At 67.8% G+C, this 19,489-nt stretch carries 24 protein-coding genes; 18 read left to right on the forward strand and 6 right to left on the reverse strand.

Annotation, left to right across the window (positions count from 1 at the left end):
* Position 1 precedes the first annotated feature (1 nt).
* The 12 genes from ACYVKA_RS15550 to ACYVKA_RS15605 all read left to right on the forward strand — a co-directional run bounded on the left by ACYVKA_RS15550 (position 2) and on the right by ACYVKA_RS15605 (position 9,512).
* Positions 2-1,102, forward strand: a complete 1,101-nt coding sequence (locus ACYVKA_RS15550) for an MraY family glycosyltransferase (protein ID WP_394275872.1) — start codon at positions 2-4, stop codon at positions 1,100-1,102.
* Between the two features lie 95 nt (positions 1,103-1,197).
* Positions 1,198-1,680 carry a hypothetical protein gene (locus ACYVKA_RS15555; RefSeq protein WP_394275871.1) on the forward strand — a complete coding sequence of 161 codons (483 nt, stop codon included), beginning with the start codon at positions 1,198-1,200 and terminating at the stop codon, positions 1,678-1,680.
* Positions 1,681-1,720: 40 nt separating this feature from the next.
* Entirely contained in the window at positions 1,721-1,984 is a 264-nt protein-coding gene (locus ACYVKA_RS15560; protein ID WP_460706806.1) for an AtpZ/AtpI family protein, read from the forward strand.
* A gap of 11 nt (positions 1,985-1,995) precedes the next feature.
* Positions 1,996-2,787, forward strand: a complete 792-nt coding sequence (gene atpB, locus ACYVKA_RS15565) for a F0F1 ATP synthase subunit A (RefSeq protein WP_394275869.1) — start codon at positions 1,996-1,998, stop codon at positions 2,785-2,787.
* Positions 2,788-2,840: 53 nt separating this feature from the next.
* The gene (locus ACYVKA_RS15570; protein ID WP_394275895.1) at positions 2,841-3,053 is read left to right on the forward strand and encodes a F0F1 ATP synthase subunit C; all 213 of its coding nucleotides are present in this window, start codon (positions 2,841-2,843) and stop codon (positions 3,051-3,053) included.
* Between the two features lie 11 nt (positions 3,054-3,064).
* Positions 3,065-3,625 (forward strand): F0F1 ATP synthase subunit B, encoded by a 561-nt coding sequence (locus tag ACYVKA_RS15575; RefSeq protein WP_460706808.1) that lies wholly within the window; start codon positions 3,065-3,067, stop codon positions 3,623-3,625.
* A complete protein-coding gene (locus ACYVKA_RS15580; protein ID WP_460706810.1) occupies positions 3,622-4,422 on the forward strand; it encodes a F0F1 ATP synthase subunit delta in 801 nt (266 codons plus the stop codon). The genes ACYVKA_RS15575 and ACYVKA_RS15580 overlap by 4 nt, the downstream gene beginning before the upstream one ends.
* Positions 4,423-4,490: 68 nt before the next feature.
* Positions 4,491-6,119 carry a F0F1 ATP synthase subunit alpha gene (gene atpA, locus ACYVKA_RS15585; RefSeq protein WP_394275866.1) on the forward strand — a complete coding sequence of 543 codons (1,629 nt, stop codon included), beginning with the start codon at positions 4,491-4,493 and terminating at the stop codon, positions 6,117-6,119.
* A 4-nt stretch (positions 6,120-6,123) separates the two neighbouring features.
* A complete protein-coding gene (locus tag ACYVKA_RS15590) occupies positions 6,124-7,041 on the forward strand; it encodes a F0F1 ATP synthase subunit gamma (RefSeq protein ID WP_460706812.1) in 918 nt (305 codons plus the stop codon).
* 14 nt (positions 7,042-7,055) lie between these two features.
* Positions 7,056-8,528, forward strand: coding sequence for a F0F1 ATP synthase subunit beta (gene atpD / locus ACYVKA_RS15595; protein WP_460706814.1), 1,473 nt, complete (start codon positions 7,056-7,058; stop codon positions 8,526-8,528).
* A 3-nt stretch (positions 8,529-8,531) separates the two neighbouring features.
* Entirely contained in the window at positions 8,532-8,945 is a 414-nt protein-coding gene (locus tag ACYVKA_RS15600; protein ID WP_460706816.1) for a F0F1 ATP synthase subunit epsilon, read from the forward strand.
* 120 nt (positions 8,946-9,065) lie between these two features.
* Entirely contained in the window at positions 9,066-9,512 is a 447-nt protein-coding gene (locus tag ACYVKA_RS15605) for a DUF2550 domain-containing protein (RefSeq protein WP_394275862.1), read from the forward strand.
* Here ACYVKA_RS15605 and ACYVKA_RS15610 read toward each other — a convergent pair.
* Complete coding sequence (locus ACYVKA_RS15610) at positions 9,494-10,129, reverse strand: cob(I)yrinic acid a,c-diamide adenosyltransferase (protein ID WP_394275861.1); 636 nt, start codon at positions 10,127-10,129, stop codon at positions 9,494-9,496. The two genes, ACYVKA_RS15605 and ACYVKA_RS15610, sit on opposite strands and share 19 nt — an antisense overlap.
* Positions 10,130-10,160: 31 nt before the next feature.
* On the opposite strand from ACYVKA_RS15610, the gene ACYVKA_RS15615 reads away from it, so the two are divergent.
* Positions 10,161-10,856, forward strand: a complete 696-nt coding sequence (locus tag ACYVKA_RS15615; RefSeq protein ID WP_460706818.1) for a peptidylprolyl isomerase — start codon at positions 10,161-10,163, stop codon at positions 10,854-10,856.
* Positions 10,857-10,859: 3 nt separating this feature from the next.
* On the opposite strand, the gene ACYVKA_RS15620 is transcribed toward ACYVKA_RS15615, so the two are convergent.
* Together ACYVKA_RS15620 and ACYVKA_RS15625 are read right to left on the reverse strand one after the other, a co-directional pair.
* Complete coding sequence (locus tag ACYVKA_RS15620) at positions 10,860-11,654, reverse strand: alpha/beta fold hydrolase (RefSeq protein WP_460707125.1); 795 nt, start codon at positions 11,652-11,654, stop codon at positions 10,860-10,862.
* Entirely contained in the window at positions 11,651-11,929 is a 279-nt protein-coding gene (locus tag ACYVKA_RS15625) for a hypothetical protein (RefSeq protein ID WP_394275893.1), read from the reverse strand. The genes ACYVKA_RS15620 and ACYVKA_RS15625 overlap by 4 nt, the downstream gene beginning before the upstream one ends.
* A 30-nt stretch (positions 11,930-11,959) precedes the next feature.
* On the opposite strand from ACYVKA_RS15625, the gene nucS reads away from it, so the two are divergent.
* A complete protein-coding gene (gene nucS / locus ACYVKA_RS15630; RefSeq protein WP_460706820.1) occupies positions 11,960-12,676 on the forward strand; it encodes an endonuclease NucS in 717 nt (238 codons plus the stop codon).
* Between the two features lie 45 nt (positions 12,677-12,721).
* Here nucS and ACYVKA_RS15635 read toward each other — a convergent pair whose 3' ends face one another.
* The gene (locus ACYVKA_RS15635) at positions 12,722-14,062 is read right to left on the reverse strand and encodes a DivIVA domain-containing protein (RefSeq protein WP_460706822.1); all 1,341 of its coding nucleotides are present in this window, start codon (positions 14,060-14,062) and stop codon (positions 12,722-12,724) included.
* Positions 14,063-14,184: 122 nt separating this feature from the next.
* Positions 14,185-14,634, reverse strand: coding sequence for a methylmalonyl-CoA epimerase (gene mce / locus ACYVKA_RS15640; RefSeq protein WP_394274978.1), 450 nt, complete (start codon positions 14,632-14,634; stop codon positions 14,185-14,187).
* 218 nt (positions 14,635-14,852) lie between these two features.
* Between mce and ACYVKA_RS15645 the strand changes: the two genes are divergently transcribed.
* From ACYVKA_RS15645 to ACYVKA_RS15655, 3 genes are read left to right on the forward strand one after another with little or no spacing between them, the layout of a single operon-like run.
* Positions 14,853-15,002, forward strand: a complete 150-nt coding sequence (locus tag ACYVKA_RS15645; RefSeq protein ID WP_394274977.1) for a hypothetical protein — start codon at positions 14,853-14,855, stop codon at positions 15,000-15,002.
* A gap of 31 nt (positions 15,003-15,033) precedes the next feature.
* A complete protein-coding gene (locus ACYVKA_RS15650; RefSeq protein WP_394274976.1) occupies positions 15,034-15,588 on the forward strand; it encodes a PH domain-containing protein in 555 nt (184 codons plus the stop codon).
* 36 nt (positions 15,589-15,624) lie between these two features.
* Positions 15,625-16,620 (forward strand): NADPH:quinone reductase, encoded by a 996-nt coding sequence (locus tag ACYVKA_RS15655; protein WP_460706824.1) that lies wholly within the window; start codon positions 15,625-15,627, stop codon positions 16,618-16,620.
* A gap of 86 nt (positions 16,621-16,706) precedes the next feature.
* On the opposite strand, the gene pgm is transcribed toward ACYVKA_RS15655, so the two are convergent.
* On the reverse strand, positions 16,707-18,338 hold the full coding sequence (gene pgm, locus ACYVKA_RS15660) for a phosphoglucomutase (alpha-D-glucose-1,6-bisphosphate-dependent) (protein WP_394274974.1): 1,632 nt from the start codon (positions 18,336-18,338) through the stop codon (positions 16,707-16,709).
* 82 nt (positions 18,339-18,420) lie between these two features.
* Here pgm and ACYVKA_RS15665 point away from each other — a divergent pair, with 82 nt between their 5' ends.
* The gene (locus ACYVKA_RS15665; RefSeq protein ID WP_460706826.1) at positions 18,421-19,353 is read left to right on the forward strand and encodes a co-chaperone YbbN; all 933 of its coding nucleotides are present in this window, start codon (positions 18,421-18,423) and stop codon (positions 19,351-19,353) included.
* Positions 19,354-19,489: the final 136 nt, after the last annotated feature.

Here is a 19,489-nt window from a genome sequence, read left to right on the forward strand (position 1 = left end):
CATGCGCGAGTACGCCCTGGTGATGCTCACCGCCTTTGCGACCACCTATCTGGTTGCGGGCCTGTGCCGCCGACTGGCGCTGCGCTGCGGCGCCGTGGCCAAGGTGCGTGACCGCGATGTGCACGCTGTCCCGATCCCGTACTTCGGAGGGTTGGCCATGCTGGCGGGCTGCTCGGCAGCCCTGTTGTTGGCCACCCAGCTGCCCTTCCTGGGACGCCACGCGGTGGTGCGCCATGATGCCGGCGCGATCCTGGTGGCCGGGGCCGTGATCTGTCTGGTGGGCGTGCTCGACGACGTGCTGGACCTGCCCGCCATGGCCAAGGCGGCCGGCCAGGTGCTGGCCGCCGGGATCGTGGTGCTCAACGGGGTGCGCATGTTCTGGATCGCGCTGCCCAACCGGATCATCGTGCTGGACACGGCCAGCTCGATCCTGATCACCGTGATCTTCATCTTCCTGTGCGTCAATGCCATCAACTTCGTCGACGGGCTCGACGGCCTGGCCAGCGGGGTGGTGGCGATCGGCGGCCTGGCCTTCTTCAGCTACACCTACCTGCTGGCCCACGAGCAGGACCTCGTGCTGGCCACGACGGCCAGCCTCGTCACCATGGTGATCGGTGGGGTCTGCCTGGGCTTCCTTCCGCACAACTTCTTCCCGGCCCGCATGTTCATGGGCGACTCCGGGTCGATGCTGCTGGGGCTGCTGCTGGCAGCCTCCACCATCTCCCTCACCGGGCAGGTGGACCCGGCGGCGCTGAGCGCCCGCGGGGGAGGGCTGCTGCCGAGCTACCTGCCGATCGTGCTGCCCTTCGCGATCATGGCCCTGCCGTTGCTCGACCTGGTGCTGGCCTATGCCCGGCGCACCCGGGCCGGGACCTGGTGGTTCGTCGCGGACAAGCAGCACCTGCACCACCGCCTGCTCCAGCACGGCCACTCGCAGGTGCGAGCCTGCTTGCTGATGTATCTGTGGACGGCATTGATCAGCTTCGGCGTCGTGGGGGTGGGCACCTGGCCACGATGGTGGGTGGCCGCTGGGCTCGTGCTGCTCACGGCGGTGGCCACCTGGCTGACCGTGCGCCAGCCGCGACGTGCCGGGGTGCGATGAGATGCTTCGACATCAAGACATCGATTGTGTTAGCTTTCACAAGCGGCCCGAGGAGCTACTCGGGCGAACTTGCGGAAGACGGGAACCCACGACGGATGAGCGCTATGGCACTGCCTGAGCCGCGGATCCCCGCGTGGCGCATCCCGTACCTCGCCTTCTCCTTCAAGATCCTGGGGCGGGCGCTGCTGGCCTCGATGGCGACCGGTCTGGTCTGCTGCACCGTGGGCGCGCTGGTGGCCGGTTTGTCCGGTCTGTTCTCGGCCCTGCTGGGGACGGTCGCCGTGGTGGCCTTCCTCGGAGGGGGGAGCCCTGTCCAGCTCGCCGCGATGGGCCAGGGGAGCCAGCAGGCTGTCGGCCTGGTCATCATCTCCTACGGCTCGCGGGTGGCCATGCTGGGCCTGGTGCTGGTAGCCCTGGGGCCGGGACGCTCCCACTGGACACCGCATGTTCCCAGTGTCGTGGCCTCGGTCGTCGCGGTCACCCTTGCGTGGATCTGCGCCATGGTGGCCACCTCGCTCACCAGTCGTGTGCCGGTCTACGACACGCCTTATGAGGTGGGTGATCGCGGTGGTGACTGAGGTGTCAGCACAAGGCAGGACTGATATAGTTCACCACGACATGGACACGCAGTTCCGCCCTCCTTCCTCCCGGCAGCAGATCCCACTGGAGGGGTCGCAAGGCGATGGAATGATCCCACTCAGCTATGTCTTGTCCGGCATAATGCTCTATGGCGGACTGGGGTGGTTGGGGTCCCGATATCTTCACCAAGGGTGGATGCTGCCGACCGGCCTCATCGTCGGACTGGTCATGAGCATGTACCTCATCATCAAGCGCTATGGAAGGCCGGACGAGACAATGAACTCCAGGGGAGTTGACCAGTGATGCTGCATCTGATGAACGCATTCCCGCTGAAGCTGGTGCCCCTGGAGGGCGGCTACAAGGCTCCCGGGGTCGAGGACTTCCAGTTCCCCGGCCTGTACGGAACCGACTGGCTGACCAAACCGATGCTGCAGGCGATCCTCGCCGCCGTCGTGGTCATCGCCTTCTGGCTGTGGGCCTCCAGCGGACTGTCGGTTCGTCCCACCAAGAAGCAGGTGGTGATGGAGAAGATCTACGAATTCGTGCGCAATTCCATCGCCCGCGACACACTGGGCCGCGACTACCGCAAGTTCCTGCCCTACCTGCTGGCCCTGTTCTTCTTCATCCTGCTGAACAACTGGTTCGGCCAGATGTTCTTCTCGATGTTCCCGACCTTCTCCAACATCGGCTACGCCTACGGCCTGGCAATCGTGACCTGGTTCGTCTACGTCTTCGCCGGCTTCGGCAAGCACGGTGCGGGCTACCTCAAGAACACCCTCATCCCCCCGGGCGTCCCAGTGTGGATGTACCCGCTGGTGATCCCGCTTGAGTTCCTGTCGAACTTCATCACCCGTCCCCTGACGCTGGCCATGCGACTGTTTGCCAACATGTTCGCCGGCCACCTGGTGATCATGCTCTTCGTGGTGGGTGGCGCCTTCCTGCTCACCTACCCGAACAATCTCTTCTTCAACATTTCTGGCGGCCTGTCGCTCATCATGAGCTATGCCCTGTTCGCCCTCGAGCTCTTCGTCGGCGCCCTGCAGGCCTACGTGTTCACTGTGCTGACGGCACAGTACGTCTCGTCCTCGCTCGCGGACGAGCACTGACCCCTAGCTTTCTTCGACCGAAGAAAAACCCGAAAGGAACCACAATGCCCCTCATGGAAATCAGTGGCTCGATCAACGTCATCGGCTACGCCCTCGCCACCCTCGGCCCGGCCCTTGGCGTCGCCTGGATCTTCGCCTCCGTGATCAACGGCACCGCTCGTCAGCCCGAGGCCCGTAGCGCCATGTTCAGCACCGCCATGATCGGCTTCGCCGTGGTCGAGGCCCTGGCGCTGTTCGGCTTCGCCCTCGCCTTCGCCGTCAACTAATGAGCGATCCCATGGTGCCCAGCATGTGGGTGCCGCTGGAGATGAACCTGGGGCCGCTGGCGCCGCACCACCTGTCGGAGATCATCGCGGGCATCGTGCTGATCCTGATCGTGACATTCGTCTTCGCGAAGAAGGTCGTTCCCTCCTTCGAGACGATGTACGCGGAGCGCAGCGAGGCCATCCAAGGTGGCATGGAGCGTGCAGAGCGCGCCCAGGCCGAGGCGGAAGCTGCTCGTCAGCAGTACACCTCTCAGCTCTCGCAGGCACGTGACGAGGCGGCCCAGATCCGAGAAGAAGCCAAGTCGCAGGGTGCGCAGATCCTCGCGGAGATGCGTGACCAGGCCACGAAGGAGTCTGCCCGGATCCTGGAGACCGCCAGGACCCAGATCGCTGCCGAGCGCAGCCAGGCCATGCACCAGCTGACCAGTGAGGTCGGTGGCCTCGCCACCACCCTCGCCGGACGCATCGTCGGGGAGAGCCTCGAGGATGACCAGCGGGTGCGCGCCACGGTCGACCGTTTCCTGGCCGATCTCGAGTCCCAGCCGGCCCGCACCGGGGGGCAGCAGGCATGACCCTTGGTGCAACCGAAGAGGCCAGGCTCAGCGACCTGGACAGGGCCGTGGCGGATGAGGCCCTCGAGGCGGCCACGCCCGCGGAGCTCTTCTCCGTCGTGGACGCGCTCGACAAGCAGTCGGCGCTCAAGCGGGCGCTGACGGACCCGGCAACCGATGCCGCCGTCCGCCAGCAGCTGGCCGAGCGGTTGCTCGAGGGCAAGGTGGGCGGCCAGGCGATCCACATCGTCAAGCAGGCCGTCGCCCAGCGTTGGAACTCGGGACGTGGACTGGCCGACGCCCTCGAGCGCCAGGCAGTCCTCGGCCTGTTCCGGCAGGCACGCGACGGGGGACAACTCGACGAGGTCCAGGGGCAGCTGTTCGGCTTCCTGCGCACCGTCGAGGAGTCCGCCGAACTGCGCGAGGCCGTCAGTGACCGCAGCAAACCGCTCCAGGCCCGTCAGCAGCTGGTGCGCCAGCTCCTGCAGTTCAAGGCCAATGGCGTGGTCGAGGACCTGGCCATTCGGGCCGTGGGGGCGCGCAAGCGCACCTTCGCCCGCACGGTCGAGTCCTACCTGACCCTGGCGGCGCAGGTGCGTGGGCGCGACATCGCCCGTGTCACCGTCGCACGTCCCCTGGACGTCGACCAGGCCGAGCGGATGCGCGCAGCACTGAGCCGCATCCATGGTCGTGATGTCGAGCTGCAGGTCAGCGTGGACCCCCAGGTGATCGGTGGCGTCCGCGTGGAACTCGGCGACGAGGTCTTCGAGGGAACGATTTCCGAACGGCTCGACCAGGTCCACCGCGCGCTCGTCTGAGACAGCGGGGACCAACCCACAAACCAGCGCTCCCCGGCGGGTGCGCACATCGAAAGAGTAGGGACGCAATGGCGGAACTGACGATTCGTCCGGACGAGATCCGCGACGCCCTGGACACCTTCGTCCAGAACTACACCCCCGCGGCGGCCGAGCGCGAAGAGGTCGGCACCGTGGTCACCTCCGGTGACGGCATCGCCCGGGTCGAGGGCCTGCCCTCGGCGATGGCCAACGAGCTGCTGAAGTTCGACAACGGCACCACCGGCATCGCCCTGAACCTCGACACCCGTGAGATCGGCGTCGTCGTCCTGGGCAACTCCGAGGGCATCGAGGAGGGCTCGACGGTGCGCGGCACCGGGGAGGTCCTCTCGATCCCGGTCGGCGAGGGCTACCTGGGTCGCACCGTCGACGCGATGGGCAACCCGATCGACGGCCTCGGTGAGATCACCAACCTCGAGGGCCGTCGTGCCCTGGAGCTGCAGGCCGCCGGTGTCATGGACCGCCAGGAGGTGCGTGAGCCCCTCCAGACCGGTCTCAAGGCCATCGACGCGATGATCCCGATCGGCCGTGGCCAGCGCCAGCTGATCATCGGTGACCGCAAGACCGGCAAGACCGCCATTGCCATCGACGCGATCATCAACCAGAAGGCCAACTGGGAGTCGGGCGACCCCAAGAAGCAGGTCCGCTGCATCTATGTCGCCGTCGGCCAGAAGGGCTCGACGGTCGCCGAGGTGCGACGCAACCTGGAGGAGGCCGGTGCGCTGGAGTACACCACCATCGTCAACGCCCCCGCCTCTGATGCCGCCGGCTTCAAGTACATCGCCCCCTATGCCGGTTCGGCCATCGGCCAGCACTGGATGTACCAGGGCAAGCACGTCCTGATCGTCTTCGACGACCTGACCAAGCAGGCCGAGGCCTACCGCGCCATGTCGCTGCTGCTGCGTCGCCCGCCGGGTCGCGAGGCCTATCCCGGTGACGTCTTCTACCTGCACAGCCGCCTGCTGGAGCGTTGCGCCAAGCTCTCCGACGAGCTGGGCGGCGGCTCGATGACCGGCCTGCCGATCATCGAGACCAAGGCCAACGACGTCTCGGCCTACATCCCGACCAACGTGATCTCGATCACCGACGGCCAGATCTTCCTGCAGTCCGACCTGTTCAACGCCAACCAGCGTCCCGCCGTGGACGTCGGCATCTCGGTCTCCCGAGTCGGTGGCGCCGCCCAGATCAAGGCCATGAAGAAGGTCGCCGGTACCCTCAAGATCTCGCTGGCCCAGTTTCGCGACATGCAGGCCTTCGCCATGTTCGCCTCGGACCTGGACGAGACCTCGCGTCGCCAGCTGGACCGTGGTGCCCGCCTGACCGAGCTCCTGCGCCAGCGCAACAACCAGCCCTATGCCGTCGAGGACCAGGTCGTCAGCGTGTGGGCCGGCCTCAACGGACAGTTCGACGACGTGCCCGTCGAGGACGTGCTGGACTTCGAGCAGGGCCTGCTCGACCACCTGCGTCGCAACAGCTCGGTGCTGCAGAACATCGCCGAGACCAAGCAGTTCGACGACGACTCCGCCAAGGCACTGACCGACGAGATCGCCCGCTTCAAGCAGGACTTCCGTACCTCGAAGGGCCAGAGCCTCGCCGAGATCCACGCCCCGCTCGATGCGAAGGACGTCTCGAACGAGCAGATCGTCGTGAAGCGGAGCTGAGCCCATGCCAGCAAGCCTGAGGGAGCTGCGACAGCGCAAGAGCTCTGTCTCCTCCACACAGAAGATCACCAAGGCGATGGAGCTCATCGCGGCCTCGCGCATCGTGAAGGCAGACCGCGCCGCCCGCGCGGCCCTGCCCTACACGAGCGTGCTGAACCGCGCCGTGGCCACCGTCGCCCAGCACACCGACATCGAGCATCCGCTGACACAGGAGGCGAAGGAGCGTCGTCGGGCCGCCATCGTGCTGTTCACCTCGGACCGAGGGCTCGCTGGCGGCTACTCGACCAGTGCCATCAAGCAGGCACTGCAGCTCAAGGCACGCCTGGAGTCCGAAGGCCTCGAGGTGCTCATCTACACCAGCGGACGCAAGGCGGCGGACTTCCTGCGCTTCCGGGAGATCCCGGTCGAGCAGGAGTGGGAGGGCTACACCGACAGCCCCGCCTACGACGATGCCGTCACAATCAGCGACGAGCTCCTCCAGGGCTTCCTCAAGCCCTACGAGGAGGGCGGCGCCGATGAGATCTACGCCGTCTACACCCGCATGGTCTCCATGCTCGTGCAGGAGCCGCGCGTTCGTCGTGTGCTCCCGATCGAGGTCGTCGAGGAGGGCAAGGATGCAGACCACGAGATCGGTTCCGACCGGCAGTTGGACTACAGCTTCGAGCCCGACGCGGAGACGGTCCTCGACCAGCTCCTGGGTCTCTACGTGCGCAACCGCATCTGGTTCTACCTGCTGGAGTCGGCAGCATCCGAGCTGGCGAGCAGGCAGAAGGCGATGAAGTCGGCCAGTGACAATGCGCAGCAACTGATCAACAGCCTCACGACCGAGATCAACCAGGCGCGTCAGGCCCAGATCACCCAGGAAATCACCGAAATCGTGGGCGGCGCCTCGGCGCTGACCGAGGCCGACCAGGCCGAGTGAACAAGGAAGAGAATATGACTGACACCCTTGTCAATCCCCAGACCGAGCAGCGCGCCGGCGGCACCGGCCGCGTTGCGCGGGTCATCGGCCCGGTGGTGGACGTCGAGTTCCCCGTCGACGCGATGCCCGACATCATGAACGCCCTGACCGTCACCGTTGACGACATCGACGGTGAGGGCGATGCCAAGCGCACCTTCACCCTGGAGGTTGCCCTCCACATCGGTGACAACATCGTGCGTGCCATCTCGCTGAAGCCCACCGACGGCCTGCGCCGCGGTGACCTGGTCACTGACACCGGCGCCCCGATCAGCGTCCCCGTCGGCGACGTCACCAAGGGCCGCGTGTGGAACGTGACCGGTGACTGCCTCAACGAGGACCTCCAGGCCAACGGCGTGGAGATCACCGAGCGTTGGCCCATCCACCGCGATGCGCCCAAGTTCGACGAGCTCGAGAGCAAGACCGAGATGCTGCACACCGGCATCAAGGTGCTCGACCTGCTGACCCCCTACGTCCAGGGCGGCAAGATCGGCCTGTTCGGTGGCGCCGGCGTGGGCAAGACGGTGCTCATCCAGGAGATGATCTACCGCATCGCCCACAACTTCGGTGGCACCTCGGTCTTCGCCGGCGTCGGCGAGCGCACCCGTGAGGGCAATGACCTCATCATGGAGATGGACGAGGCCGGCGTCTTCAAGGACACCGCCCTGGTCTTCGGCCAGATGGACGAGCCCCCGGGCACCCGTCTGCGCGTCGCCCTGAGCGCCCTGACGATGGCCGAGTACTTCCGCGACGTCCAGAACCAGGACGTGCTGCTGTTCATCGACAACATCTTCCGCTTCACCCAGGCGGGCTCCGAGGTCTCGACCCTGCTGGGTCGCATGCCCTCCGCCGTGGGCTACCAGCCCAACCTGGCTGACGAGATGGGTCAGCTGCAGGAGCGCATCACCTCGGTTCGTGGCCACTCGATCACGTCAATGCAGGCCATCTACGTGCCCGCCGATGACTACACCGACCCGGCGCCGGCCACCACCTTCGCCCACCTCGACGCCACCACGGAGCTCTCGCGAGACATCGCCTCGCGTGGTCTGTACCCGGCCGTCGACCCGCTCACCTCGAGCTCGCGCATCCTCGACCCGCAGTACGTGGGCCAGGAGCACTACGACACCGCGGTGCGCGTCAAGCAGATCCTCCAGCGCAACAAGGAGCTGCAGGACATCATCGCCATCCTCGGTGTCGACGAGCTGAGCGAGGAGGACAAGATCACGGTGAACCGTGCTCGCCGCATCCAGCAGTTCCTCAGCCAGAACACCTACATGGCGGAGAAGTTCACCGGTATCGAGGGCTCCACGGTGGAGCTGAAGGACACCATCGAGTCCTTCCAGATGATCTGCAATGGCGACGTGGACCACATCCCCGAGCAGGCCTTCTTCAACGTCGGTGGCATGGCCGACGTCGAGGAGCAGTGGCACAAGCTCCAGAAGGGCAACTGATCCATGGCTGATCCGATGGTCGTCGAGGTCGTCGCGGCCGACAGGATGGTCTGGGAGGGTGAGGCCACCAATGTCATCGTGCGCACCACGGAGGGTGACATCGGCATTCTCCCCGGTCACGAGCCCATGCTGGCGGCACTGGTGCCCTGTGCTGCCGAGATCGTGACCGCCGAGGGTCATCGCGAGCTGGTGGCCGTCGACGGTGGTTTCCTCTCGGTGGCGCAGAACCAGGTCAGCCTGGTCTCGGCGAAGGCCTCGCTGTACGACGAGATCTCCCGCGAGGAAGCCCAGCGCCAGTATGACGAGCTCAGTGCCCGCCACGAGAAGGGCGAGCTGAACGACGACGAGGTGCACAGCCTGCACCTGGCCGAGGCGCAGCTCAAGACGGCGGAGAAGAGCACCAAGGTGGGTCACTGACCCATCCCGGGAACGGGGCCGGGGGACCGTCGTCCTCCGGCCCCGTTCGTCTGCCCCGACGAAGATGAAGATCTGGTCGCGGATGCGACGCACCCCCGGCTGATCAGGTACTTTGAGCCCATGGAGTGGTGGCAGGCCGGTGCGGGAGCAGTCTTCGCCGTGTTGCTCGCCCTGCTGCTGCCACTGGTGGCCCTCTATTTGCGGCGCCGGTGGCTGTCCAACCAGGGCGGGGTCTTCGACTGTGCCCTGCGTCGTGTCGAGGGTGCCTGGTCGACCGGCGTGGCCCGCTACCACGGCGACGAACTCGAGTGGTACCGGATCTTCTCCTTCAGCATGCGGCCCAAGGTGGTGCTGCGACGCGACCTGACCCGCACGATCGGCCGTCGACGGCCGACCAATGCCGAGGGAACCGTGCTCTTCAACGATGTCCAGATCCTGGGCGTGGCCAGCCGAACGAGGCCCGCCCACCGCTACGAGCTCGCGATGGGCTCCCAGTCGATCACTGGACTGATGAGCTGGCTGGAGGCCGCACCCCCGGGAGGGGACTCCTACAACGGTCTGGAATGATCCGGCGCTGACGGGTTGCGTTCGCCTCCGGGCACCCACAGCACCTCGTCGGAGCCATTGGCGGCGCGGCTCATGATGAACAGCAGGTCGGACAGTCGGTTGAGATAGGTGATCGCCAGCGGGTTCACGCCGCCCGGCTGCTTGTCCGGATCCACGCTCACCTCGGTGCCATAGGCCTCGGCGCACATCCAGGCGGTCCGTTCCGCCCGTCGCACGACGGTGCGCGCCACGTGCAGGTGCGCCGCTGCGGGGGTGCCGCCGGGCAGGATGAAGGAGCGAAGGTTGGGCAGGTCGGCCCCGAACTCGTCGCACCAGTGCTCCAGGCGGTCGATGCTCTCCTGGACGATGCGCAGCGGTTCCCACTGCGGTTCGGCGACCAGTGGGTTGGACAGGTCGGCACCCAGGTCGAAGAGCTCGTTCTGGACGATCCCCAGAGCCGCCACCAGGCGCTCGTCCAGACCGCCGGAGGCCAGGGCGACGCCGATGGTGGAGTTTGCCTCGTCGACCTCGCCGTAGGCCTGGACCCGCAGGTCGGTCTTGCGGGCCACCGAGTTGTCGCTCAGCCGGGTTTCGCCGGCATCGCCGGTGCGGGTGTAGATGCGCGTCAGGTTCACCATGGTCCCAGCCTAGTTCGTTAGGGTTTGGGCCATGTCGAAGCCTCTTGCCCTCCTCTCCTGCGCCGCCGTGCTGCTCGTCACCTCGGCTGGCTGCGGCCAGCAGTCCTCCTCAGACCAGAAGGCCGGGGGGCAGGTGGCCACCTGTTCCTATCCGTCGGCCGGGAGTCCGGTGAATCCTGTCGACCCGCCGTCGACCCACGATGTGCCCGGCACCGGCACCGCTGCGGTCACCCTGAAGCTGGACGGCAAGCCGGTCACCATCACGCTCGACCGGGCCGGGGCTCCGTGCGCCTCCCACTCGCTGGAATCGTTGGCCAAGCAGGGCTGGTTCACCGACACCACCTGCCACCGGCTCACCGACCAGGGCATCTTCGTCCTGCAGTGCGGAGACCCGAGCGGCACCGGCTCCGGCGGCCCCGGCTACACCTTCGCCGACGAGCTGGGCACCGCCAACGAGCTGCCGTCCGCAGGCACCGCCCCCGACGGGACCGCGCTGGTGAACTACACCAGGGGGACCGTTGCCATGGCCAATGCCGGCCCCGACACCAATGGTTCGCAGATCTTCCTGGTCTGGCAGGACAGCACCCTGCCCGCCGCCTACACGGTGCTGGGGCGGATGGACGACAAGTCGCTCCAGGCGGTGGGGGAGGTGGCGGCCCAGGGTGTCGCGGCCGACGGTCGCAGCCCCAATGCGCCGGCGAAGATCACCGACGTGACCCTGGGCTGAACCTCAGCCCTCCAGGGCCAGGAAGCTGCGCAGGGTGGAGGTGAAGGCGGCCGGCTGCTCGGAGTGGACCCAGTGGCCGGCATCCTTGATCGTCACCAGCACATAACGGGGGAAGAGTTCGCGCATGGTCTGGTAGGCGTCCTGGCGCACATAGGGCGACTTCTCGCCGGCCACCCACAGCACCCGGCCGTCGTAGTGGGCGTCGATGGCGGGCCAGTCGCTGATGGTGCCCTCCAGCTCCCGGGCCAGCAGGTCCAGGTTCATCTGCCAGTGCCAGCGGCGCGTTCCGGAACCGTCGACGTCCTCGTGTCGCAGGTTCTGCATCAGGAAGCCGCGCACGGTGTCGCTCGGGATGCCCTCGCGCAGCAGTTCGTCGGCCTGCTTGCGATTGGTCAGATCGGCCAGCGGCAGCGACTGCATCGCCTGGACCAGCGGGCCGAAATTGGTGCCCAGCCCGACACTGGGGGAGATGTCGACCACCATCAGTCGTTCGACGAGTTCCGGGTGCTCCAGTGCCGTGCGCATCGCCACCTTGCCGCCCATCGAGTGCCCCACCAGGCAGACCGGGGAGCCGATCGTCTCCAGCAGCTCGGCCACGCTGGCGGCCAGTGTCGGGTAGGAGAGCTCGGCGGTCCACGGCGAGCGACCGTGGTTGGGAAGGTCGACCAGGGTGCAGGTGGCCACGTCGGCGAGCTGCTTGGCGATCGAGGTGAAGTTCTTGCCCTGCCCGAAGATCCCGTGCAGGAAGACCAGCTGTGCGGGGCCGTCGCCGATGGTGGTGGTGTGCAGGCGCATCAGTGCTTCCTGTTCCAGCAGCCGCTGTGCCAGTGGCGCCGTTCGTCGATGGGAGAGGCCGCCTGGTTGAAGCCGGTCGGGCTGGCCGGCCAGGCCACCAGGTGGGGCATGCCCGGCGTGATGGTGCGCAGGCAGCCGGGGCAGGTGTAGGTCTTGGTGGCGCGGCTGCCCGGGATGCTGCGCACCAGCCAGCGGCCGTCGGCCTTCAGGGCGCTGCTGGCATGCCCGCCGCTCAGGGGGCGGGCCGGACGCAGGTGCTTGCTCGGTCGCTTTGCCACGATCCAAGCCTACCGGGGTAGGTTTGCCGGGTGCGTCTCGTGATTGCCCAGTGCCAGGTGGACTACGCCGGCCGACTGACCGCCCATCTGCCCATGGCCAAGCGCCTGATCATCGTCAAGGCGGACACCTCGGTGTCCATCCACGCCGATGACCGCGCCTACAAGCCGCTGAACTGGATGAGCCCGCCCTGCAAGCTCACCATCGAGCACGTGGAGCCCGGCAGTGACCAGGCTGCCACGACTGACGAGGTCGACGCCCAGCTGACCCAGGTGTGGGAGGTCAAGGGCAAGGACGGCGACACCCTGCAGATCTCCATCGGGGAGGTCTACCACGACTTCGAGACCGAGTTCGGTCCCGATCCGGGTCTGCAGAAGGACGGCGTCGAGGCCCACCTGCAGGCGCTGCTCGCCGAGAACCCCGACACCTTCGGGGAGGGCTATCGGCTGGTACGGCGCGAGTACTTCACCCCGATCGGCCCGGTCGACCTGCTGCTGCGCGACGACGAGGGCCGCTATGTGGCCGTCGAGGTGAAGCGCCGCGGCGAGATCGACGGCGTGGAACAACTGACCCGCTACCTGGAGCTGATGAACCGTGACCCACAGATGGCGCCGGTGAGCGGAGTCTTCGCGGCGCAGCAGATCAAGCCCCAGGCCCGCACTCTTGCCACCGACCGCGGCATCACCTGCGTCACCGTCGACTACGACGAGCTGCGCGGCATGGACCACGCGGAGGACCGTCTCTTCTGACGATCATGGCCCCGCCGCCAGAGGGCTGGGGGCACTCGGCCAGCCTCAGCCCTGATCGCCCCGGATCACCGTGGTCGGCTCGGCATCCGCGACGGTGACGGTCGCCTCCTGGTCGAAGACCTGGGTCTGTTCCTGCTCCGCCGGGGCGGGATGCTGCTGAGTGGGGGTCTCCTGAACCGGGGCCTGCTCCTGGCGCCAGGTGGCCTTGTCGTCCTCGCGCGGGTCGGAGGTGCCGAAGGGGTCCTCGTCGGGGAAGTCGAGTGGAGCGTCGCCAGCCAGCTGGCGCAGGTTGGACAGCTGGGCGACGATCGAGGCCTTGCGCGTGAGCAGGGCGGAGACCTCGCGGTCGAGCTGTTCCTTGCGCCACGCGTACTGCTCCTCGAGGCGGTCCTTCATCATGGCCGCCTGCCGGTGCGCGGCGGCCAGCGTCTGCTCGGCATCATTGGCCGCCTCAGTGCGGGATCGTTCCGCGTCGGCCAACGCCTCGGCGCGCAGCTGCTGGGCCTTCTCGTTCTCCTCGGTGAGCAGTTGGGTGCTCTGGGCGTGGTGGGCGGTGGCCTCCTCGAGCAGGCGCTGGGTCTGCGCCTGCACCTCGGTGAAGCGGTCCTTGGCCTCGGTGATGATCTGCTCGGCCTGGTCACGGGCCTCGCTGACGGTCTTCGCGGCGAGGCTGTTCGCTTCGGCAACCAGACGCTCGGACTCACCCTTGGCCGCGGTGAGCAGCTCCTCGGCCTGGGCGCGGGCCTCGGCCAGCGTGCTGGCGGCGGCCTTCTCGGCCTGGTGGGTGGTCTCGGCCGCGTCGACGTTCGCCTTCTGCTTGAGCGCCTCCGAACCCTTGGTGGACTCCACCACGATCGCCTCGGCCTCGCGGCGGGCCGCGGCGACGATGTTCTCGGCCTCGGTGGTGGCCTTGGCCAGTGTCTCCTTGGAGTCGCGGTCGAGGTCCTCGCGCAGCTGCCGCAGGTTGGCCAGCCCGGCGACGCGGATGTCGTCGGCTTCGGCCTGGGCATTGGCCCGCAGGTCGGCGGCGACCCGTCGGCCCTCCTCCTTGATGCGCTCGGCCTCAAGCTCGCCACGGTGCACGAGGTCCTTGCCCTGGGCCTCGGCGGCGCGCAGGATGCCCGTGGCGTGCGAGCCCAGGCGGGTGAAGTCGGTGGTGCCCGTGGCGCGGGCCGCGGTGGCGGCCTCGCGGCGCAGGTGACGGGTGAGCTGCTTGAGCGTCGAGAGCTGCATCTCGATCTCGCGCACGTAGTTGTCGACGGAGGCGCGGTCGTAGCCCATCATCGACTTGGGAAAGGAACCGGCCACCGAGGCGGAGTCGTCGAACAGGTTGAGCCCGGTCTCCTCGTTCAGGACCGCATCCTCCTCGTAGTACTCGCTGCTCACTGTCGTCCTCTCGGGGGCAAAGGGGGGGGATCTCGCGCCTGGGCACAGGCTACCAAGCACTACACGGCACGGACGGCGGCGCTCCGTGGCTGGAGCGCCGCCGTCCGGCGGATGGGTCTGGGTCAGTGCTGGGCGTCAGCCGGGGGCTGGGTCAGCTCGAGCAGCACGCCACCGGCATCCTTGGGGTGCACGAAGTTGATGCGTGCGCCGCCGGTGCCGGTCTTCGGCTCCGGGTAGAGCAGGCGCAGGCCGCGCTCGCGCAGGGTGGCGCAGACGGCGTCGATGTCGGCAACGCGGTAGCAGAGCTGCTGCATGCCGGGGCCGCCATTGCGGGTCAGCCACTTGGCGATGGTGGAGTTCTCGTTGAGCGGCGCCAGCAGCTGGATCTGGGCGCTCTCGGGCTCCTGGGTGCCGGTGCCGAGCATCGCCTCGGCGACACCCTGCTCCTCGTTGACCTCCTGGTGGAGGACGCGGAAGCCGAACTTCTCGGTGTGGAACTTGATGGCCTCGTCGAGGTCGGCGACGGCCAGACCGACGTGGTCAATGCAGATGAAGAGATCGCTGTTGTCCATGACCCAACTCTTTCACAGGCCCGTCCGGCGGACGGAGCTGGGGCACGCATTGTGGCCGTCGACCTGCCGCCCCTGCAGTCGTGGTGCAGACTTGGCCAGCGTCACCGTGCCAGAACCGGTGCTCGTGCGGCATAGTTGACCTGACCGCAGACTGCTCTCGCGCTTGCGGGCCGCGCCTTCCCCATGACCCCCGGGTCACGTTGAACGAGGAGAACACCATGCCCGAATGGGTCAAGAAGATCCTGTGGACGCTGCTGGTCGCCTTCATCATCTACTACATCGCCACCGAGCCCGAGGAATTCGCCAGCGGCGTTCGCTCCGTGGTGGCCGCCATCGGCCGTCTGTTCAGCGCCCTCGCCGGCAATTGATGCCCACCGCGCCCCACGACGGGTTGGTCCGATGAGCCTGCTCTCGCGCTTCCTGGCGCCCGAGGTTGACCGTCACCTGCTGGTCGACCAGGGGGAGTTCATCATCGACGAGGTCGCCAAGCACTGGGTGACCGTCGTGCCGCCCTCGCTGGGCATCCTGGCCTGCCTGCCGATCTTCTGGTTCATGGGGTCCCTGGGCACCTTCTGGTGGGTGGGCCTGCTGCTGGGCCTGGCCCTGTTCGGCTACTGCATGGTCCGCATCCACATGGAGTTCATGGACCGCTTCGTCATCACCAACATGCGCGTCTTTCGCGTCCACGGGGTGCTCGACCAGCACTTGGCAACGATGCCGATGACACGAATCCTCGACATCTCGGTCTTCCAGCCCTTCCTGGGCCGGATCCTGGGATACGGCCACTTCGTCTTCGAGTCCGCAGCCCAGGACCAGGGCCTGCGCGACATCCGCTTCGTGGGAAATCCCGAGAAGCGCGACCTCACGATCCAGCGGGTCATCCAGCGTGCCGGCCTGCGCGCCCAGTTGAAGGCGGCCGAGTTCGACGAGGACGAGTTCGACGACTGGGAATGACCGGTCCCGGACCCACGTCTGCCCTGAGGAGACTCCTTGCCCGACCCGACGATGATGCAAGCGGCGTGGTACGAGCGTCCCGGCCCGGCCGAGGAGGTCTTGCAGGTGGGCCAGCTGCCGCTCCCGGAACCCGCGCCAGGAGAAGTCCGGGTCCGCCTGCGCCTCTCGGGGATCAATCCGGGCGACATCAAGAAGCGCACCGCCTGGACGGGTGCGGCGCTCGCCCACCCGCTCATCATCCCGCACAGCGACGGCGCCGGGACCATCGACGCCGTCGGACCCGGCGTGGACACCGCGCGCTGTGGCGAGCGGGTCTGGGTCCACGGCGTTCAGTCCTACCGGGCCTTCGGGACCGCCGCCCAGTACACCTGCGTCCCCAGCGACCTTGCCGTCCCGCTGCCGCCCTCGGTCAGCGAGGAGACGGGGGCCTGTCTGGGTATTCCCGGCATCACGGCGCACCGGGCGGTCCATGCCGACGGACCGGTGCGCGGACAGACGGTGCTGGTCCACGGCGTGCTGGGGGCCGTCAGTTCGATGGCTGCCCAACTGGCGGTGCGTGCCGGGGCCCGGGTGGTCGGCACCGTGCGCCGGGGCTCCCAGCGTGAGCAGGTGACCCTGCCCGGGCTGGCCGGCGTTGTCGCGCTGGACGACCCGAGTGCGGCCCGCCAGGTGGTAGAGATCGCCGGCGGGAAGGTGCACCGCATCATCGAGGTGGACCTGGCCGGGAACCTGCCCCTCGACCAGCAGGTGATCGCCAACGGTGGCACCATCGCCGCCTATGGCAGCCACGAGACCCACCCCAGGCTGGACTTCTGGCCGCTGCTCTTCGACAACGTCGTGTTCCGTCTGCTGGGCAGCGACGACTTCCCGGCCCAGGCCAAGCAGAAGGCGGCCCGGGAGCTGACGGCCGCGGCCGCCGACGGCCAGCTCACCGTCGGGCACGTTGAAGTGTTGCCCCTGGAGGAGGTCGCCCGGGCCCATGACCTGGTGGACCGGGGCTCGGCCGGGCGCGTGCTGCTGCAGATCCCCTGACGTGCTCCGGCCTTGACCCGCAGCTGCTCCGGACGCGACGGTGCCCCGGACCGCGAGTGGTCCGGGGCACCGTCTTGGGGCGTCGATCAGCCGTTGAGGGCGGCGTTGACGACCTCCTTGGCCTCGGTCTGGATCTGGGCCAGGTGCTCGGCGCTCTTGAGTGACTCGGCGTAGATCTTGTACTTGTCCTCGGTGCCCGACGGGCGGGCGGCGAACCAGCCATTCTCGGTGGTCACCTTCACGCCGCCGATGGCAGCGCCGTTGCCGGGGGCCTCGGTGAGGATCGCGGTGATCTTCTCGCCGGCCAGCTCGGTGGCGGTGATGTCGGCGGGGGAGAGGGCCTTGAGGCGGGCCTTCTGCTCCCGGTTGGCGTCGGCGTCGATGCGGGCGTAGTAGCTCTTGCCGTACTTGGCCTCCAGCTCCGCGTAGTGCTGGCTGGGGGTCTTGCCGGTGACGGCGAGGATCTCGCTGGCCAGCAGGTCGAGGATCAGGCCGTCCTTGTCGGTGGTCCAGGTCCGGCCGTCGAGGGTGAGGAAGCTGGCACCGGCCGACTCCTCGCCGCCGAAGCCCATGTCGCCCGAGATCAGGCCGGGGACGAACCACTTGAAGCCGACCGGCACCTCGACCAGCTCACGGCCGATCTCGGCGGCGACCTTGTCGATCATGGAGCTGGAGACCAGCGTCTTGCCGACACGGGCACCCTCGCCCCATCCGGGACGGTGGGTGAACAGGTACTGGATCGCCACAGCGAGATAGTGGTTCGGGTTCATCAGGCCGGCATCGGGCGTGACGATGCCGTGACGGTCGGAGTCGGCGTCATTGCCGGTGGAGATGTCGAACTTCTCGCGCTGCTGGATGAGGCTGGCCATCGCGTCGGGGCTGGAGCAGTCCATGCGGATCTTGCCGTCGGTGTCCAGCGTCATGAAGCGCCAGGTGGGATCCACCTCGGGGTTGACGACGGTCAGGTCCAGGCCCGACTTCTCGGCGAGGTACTGCCAGTACTGCACCGCCGCGCCGCCCATCGGGTCGGCGCCGATCCGCACGCCTGCCTTCTTGATGGCCTCCAGGTCGATGACGTTGACCAGGTCCTCGCAGTAGGCGGTGCGGTAGTCGAAGCGGGTCACCTTGCCCTCGGCCTCGTCGTGGGCCACCTTCTTGATGCCCGACGGGTCACGCATCAGCTCATTGGCGCGGTCGGCGATCCAGCCGGTGGCGTCGGTGCCGGCGGGGCCGCCGTTCGGCGGGTTGTACTTGAAGCCGCCGTCGCGGGGCGGATTGTGGCTGGGGGTGACGACGATGCCGTCGGCCAGCGCGCCGTCGGTGTCGCGATTGTGGACGATGATGGCCCGGCTCACCGCGGGGGTGGGGGTGTACTCGTCCTCGTTCTCGGCGCGCACCTCGACGCCATTGGCCACGAGGACCTCGATGGCGGTCTTCCAGGCCGGGAGGCTCAGGGCGTGGGTGTCCTTGCCGATGAACAGCGGACCGCTGGTGCCCTGCTCGGCGCGGTACTCGACGATTGCCTGCGTGGTGGCGGCGATGTGCAGCTCGTTGAACTTGCCGTCCAGGCTGGAACCGCGGTGCCCGGAGGTGCCGAAGACGACCTGCTGGTCCACAGTGCTCGGGTCGGGGGTGATGTCGTAGTAGGCCTTGAGGACCTCGTCGACGTTGATCAGGTCTTGTTCCTGGGCCACCTGCCCAGCGCGTTCATGTGCCATGACCCCATCCTGCCGCGAACCCGGCGACGAAGACAGTCGAGCCGGGAATTGGTCGTGCGCCGGGCGTGGAAGAATTGGGGGCATGACTTCCGAGAGCTTCAACCGTCCCGGCGCCGTCGACCTGTCGAGCCTGGCCGCCCAGCAGCCGGTCGCCTCCCACGGCGGCCCCACCTCCACCGGAGCCGCCGGTGGCAGCTTCGTCCAGCAGGTGGGCGAGCAGGACTTCGACGCCGTGGTGCAGAAGTCGGCCACCCACCCGGTGATCATGGAGCTGTACTCGCCCCGCGCCAATGCCCAGGAGCTGTCCGACGTCCTGATCGAGGCCACCAACCAGGCCGGCGGCCGCTGGCTGCTCGCCCGGGTCAACATCGATGCCGAGAGCCGCATCGCGCAGGCACTCGGCGTGCAGTCGGTGCCCACCGTCGTGGCCGTCATCGGCGGACAACTGATGCCGCTCTTCCAGGGCACCAAGCCCGCCGACGAGGTGCGGGCCTACCTCGACCAGGTGGCCCAGGTGGCCGTCGCCAATGGCCTGACCGGGCGCGCCCAGCCCGTCGGGCCCGCCCAGCCCGCCGAGGGCGGGGACGAGCAGCCGAAGGCCGATCCCCGCTTCGCCGCCGCCGACGCCGCCCTCGAGAAGGGCGACTACCAGGCTGCCGTCGAGGAGCTCCAGAAGGTGCTCGACCAGAGTCCCGCCGATGCCGAGGCAACCCAGGGCCTGGCGCAGGCCAAGCTGCTGCTGCGCTCCACCAGCTTCGATCCGCAGAAGATCGTGGACACCGCGCTGGCGGAACCGACCAACTGGGCCGTGCAGATGGATGCGGCCGACCTCGAGCTCATCAACGGCGACCCGAAGGCCGCCTTCGACAGGCTGCTGCAGATCATCCGCGAGACCCGCGAGGACGAGCGCGAGGCCGCCCGGATGCGCCTGCTGGAACTCTTCGACGTCGTCGGCAAGACCGAGCCGACCGTGCTCAAGGCACGTCGTCAGCTGTCGACGGCGCTGTTCGCCTGATCGGGCGATGACGTGCGAGGGCGCCGGGGACTGGTCACCAGTCTTCTCGGCGCCCTCGTGCTGACAGCTTGCGGGCAGGTGCAGGAGCCGTTGGCGGCCGTCCCGAAGGATGACCGCCGGCCAAGCATGCCCGTGG

The sequence above is a fragment of the Luteococcus sediminum genome (genome assembly GCF_054783495.1).

Excerpts from the sequence above, each read along its gene's own strand:
- ACYVKA_RS15550 (WP_394275872.1), top strand. The coding sequence starts at position 2 with ATGCGCGAGTACGCCCTGGTGATGCTCACCGCCTTTGCGACCACCTAT.
- ACYVKA_RS15555 (WP_394275871.1), top strand. The coding sequence starts at position 1,198 with ATGAGCGCTATGGCACTGCCTGAGCCGCGGATCCCCGCGTGGCGCATC.
- ACYVKA_RS15560 (WP_460706806.1), top strand. The coding sequence starts at position 1,721 with ATGGACACGCAGTTCCGCCCTCCTTCCTCCCGGCAGCAGATCCCACTG.
- atpB (WP_394275869.1), top strand. The coding sequence starts at position 1,996 with ATGAACGCATTCCCGCTGAAGCTGGTGCCCCTGGAGGGCGGCTACAAG.
- ACYVKA_RS15570 (WP_394275895.1), top strand. The coding sequence starts at position 2,841 with ATGGAAATCAGTGGCTCGATCAACGTCATCGGCTACGCCCTCGCCACC.
- ACYVKA_RS15575 (WP_460706808.1), top strand. The coding sequence starts at position 3,065 with ATGGTGCCCAGCATGTGGGTGCCGCTGGAGATGAACCTGGGGCCGCTG.
- ACYVKA_RS15580 (WP_460706810.1), top strand. The coding sequence starts at position 3,622 with ATGACCCTTGGTGCAACCGAAGAGGCCAGGCTCAGCGACCTGGACAGG.
- atpA (WP_394275866.1), top strand. The coding sequence starts at position 4,491 with ATGGCGGAACTGACGATTCGTCCGGACGAGATCCGCGACGCCCTGGAC.
- ACYVKA_RS15590 (WP_460706812.1), top strand. The coding sequence starts at position 6,124 with ATGCCAGCAAGCCTGAGGGAGCTGCGACAGCGCAAGAGCTCTGTCTCC.
- atpD (WP_460706814.1), top strand. The coding sequence starts at position 7,056 with ATGACTGACACCCTTGTCAATCCCCAGACCGAGCAGCGCGCCGGCGGC.
- ACYVKA_RS15600 (WP_460706816.1), top strand. The coding sequence starts at position 8,532 with ATGGCTGATCCGATGGTCGTCGAGGTCGTCGCGGCCGACAGGATGGTC.
- ACYVKA_RS15605 (WP_394275862.1), top strand. The coding sequence starts at position 9,066 with ATGGAGTGGTGGCAGGCCGGTGCGGGAGCAGTCTTCGCCGTGTTGCTC.
- ACYVKA_RS15610 (WP_394275861.1), bottom strand. The coding sequence starts at position 10,129 with ATGGTGAACCTGACGCGCATCTACACCCGCACCGGCGATGCCGGCGAA.
- ACYVKA_RS15615 (WP_460706818.1), top strand. The coding sequence starts at position 10,161 with ATGTCGAAGCCTCTTGCCCTCCTCTCCTGCGCCGCCGTGCTGCTCGTC.
- mce (WP_394274978.1), bottom strand. The coding sequence starts at position 14,634 with ATGGACAACAGCGATCTCTTCATCTGCATTGACCACGTCGGTCTGGCC.
- ACYVKA_RS15645 (WP_394274977.1), top strand. The coding sequence starts at position 14,853 with ATGCCCGAATGGGTCAAGAAGATCCTGTGGACGCTGCTGGTCGCCTTC.
- ACYVKA_RS15650 (WP_394274976.1), top strand. The coding sequence starts at position 15,034 with ATGAGCCTGCTCTCGCGCTTCCTGGCGCCCGAGGTTGACCGTCACCTG.
- pgm (WP_394274974.1), bottom strand. The coding sequence starts at position 18,338 with ATGGCACATGAACGCGCTGGGCAGGTGGCCCAGGAACAAGACCTGATC.
- ACYVKA_RS15665 (WP_460706826.1), top strand. The coding sequence starts at position 18,421 with ATGACTTCCGAGAGCTTCAACCGTCCCGGCGCCGTCGACCTGTCGAGC.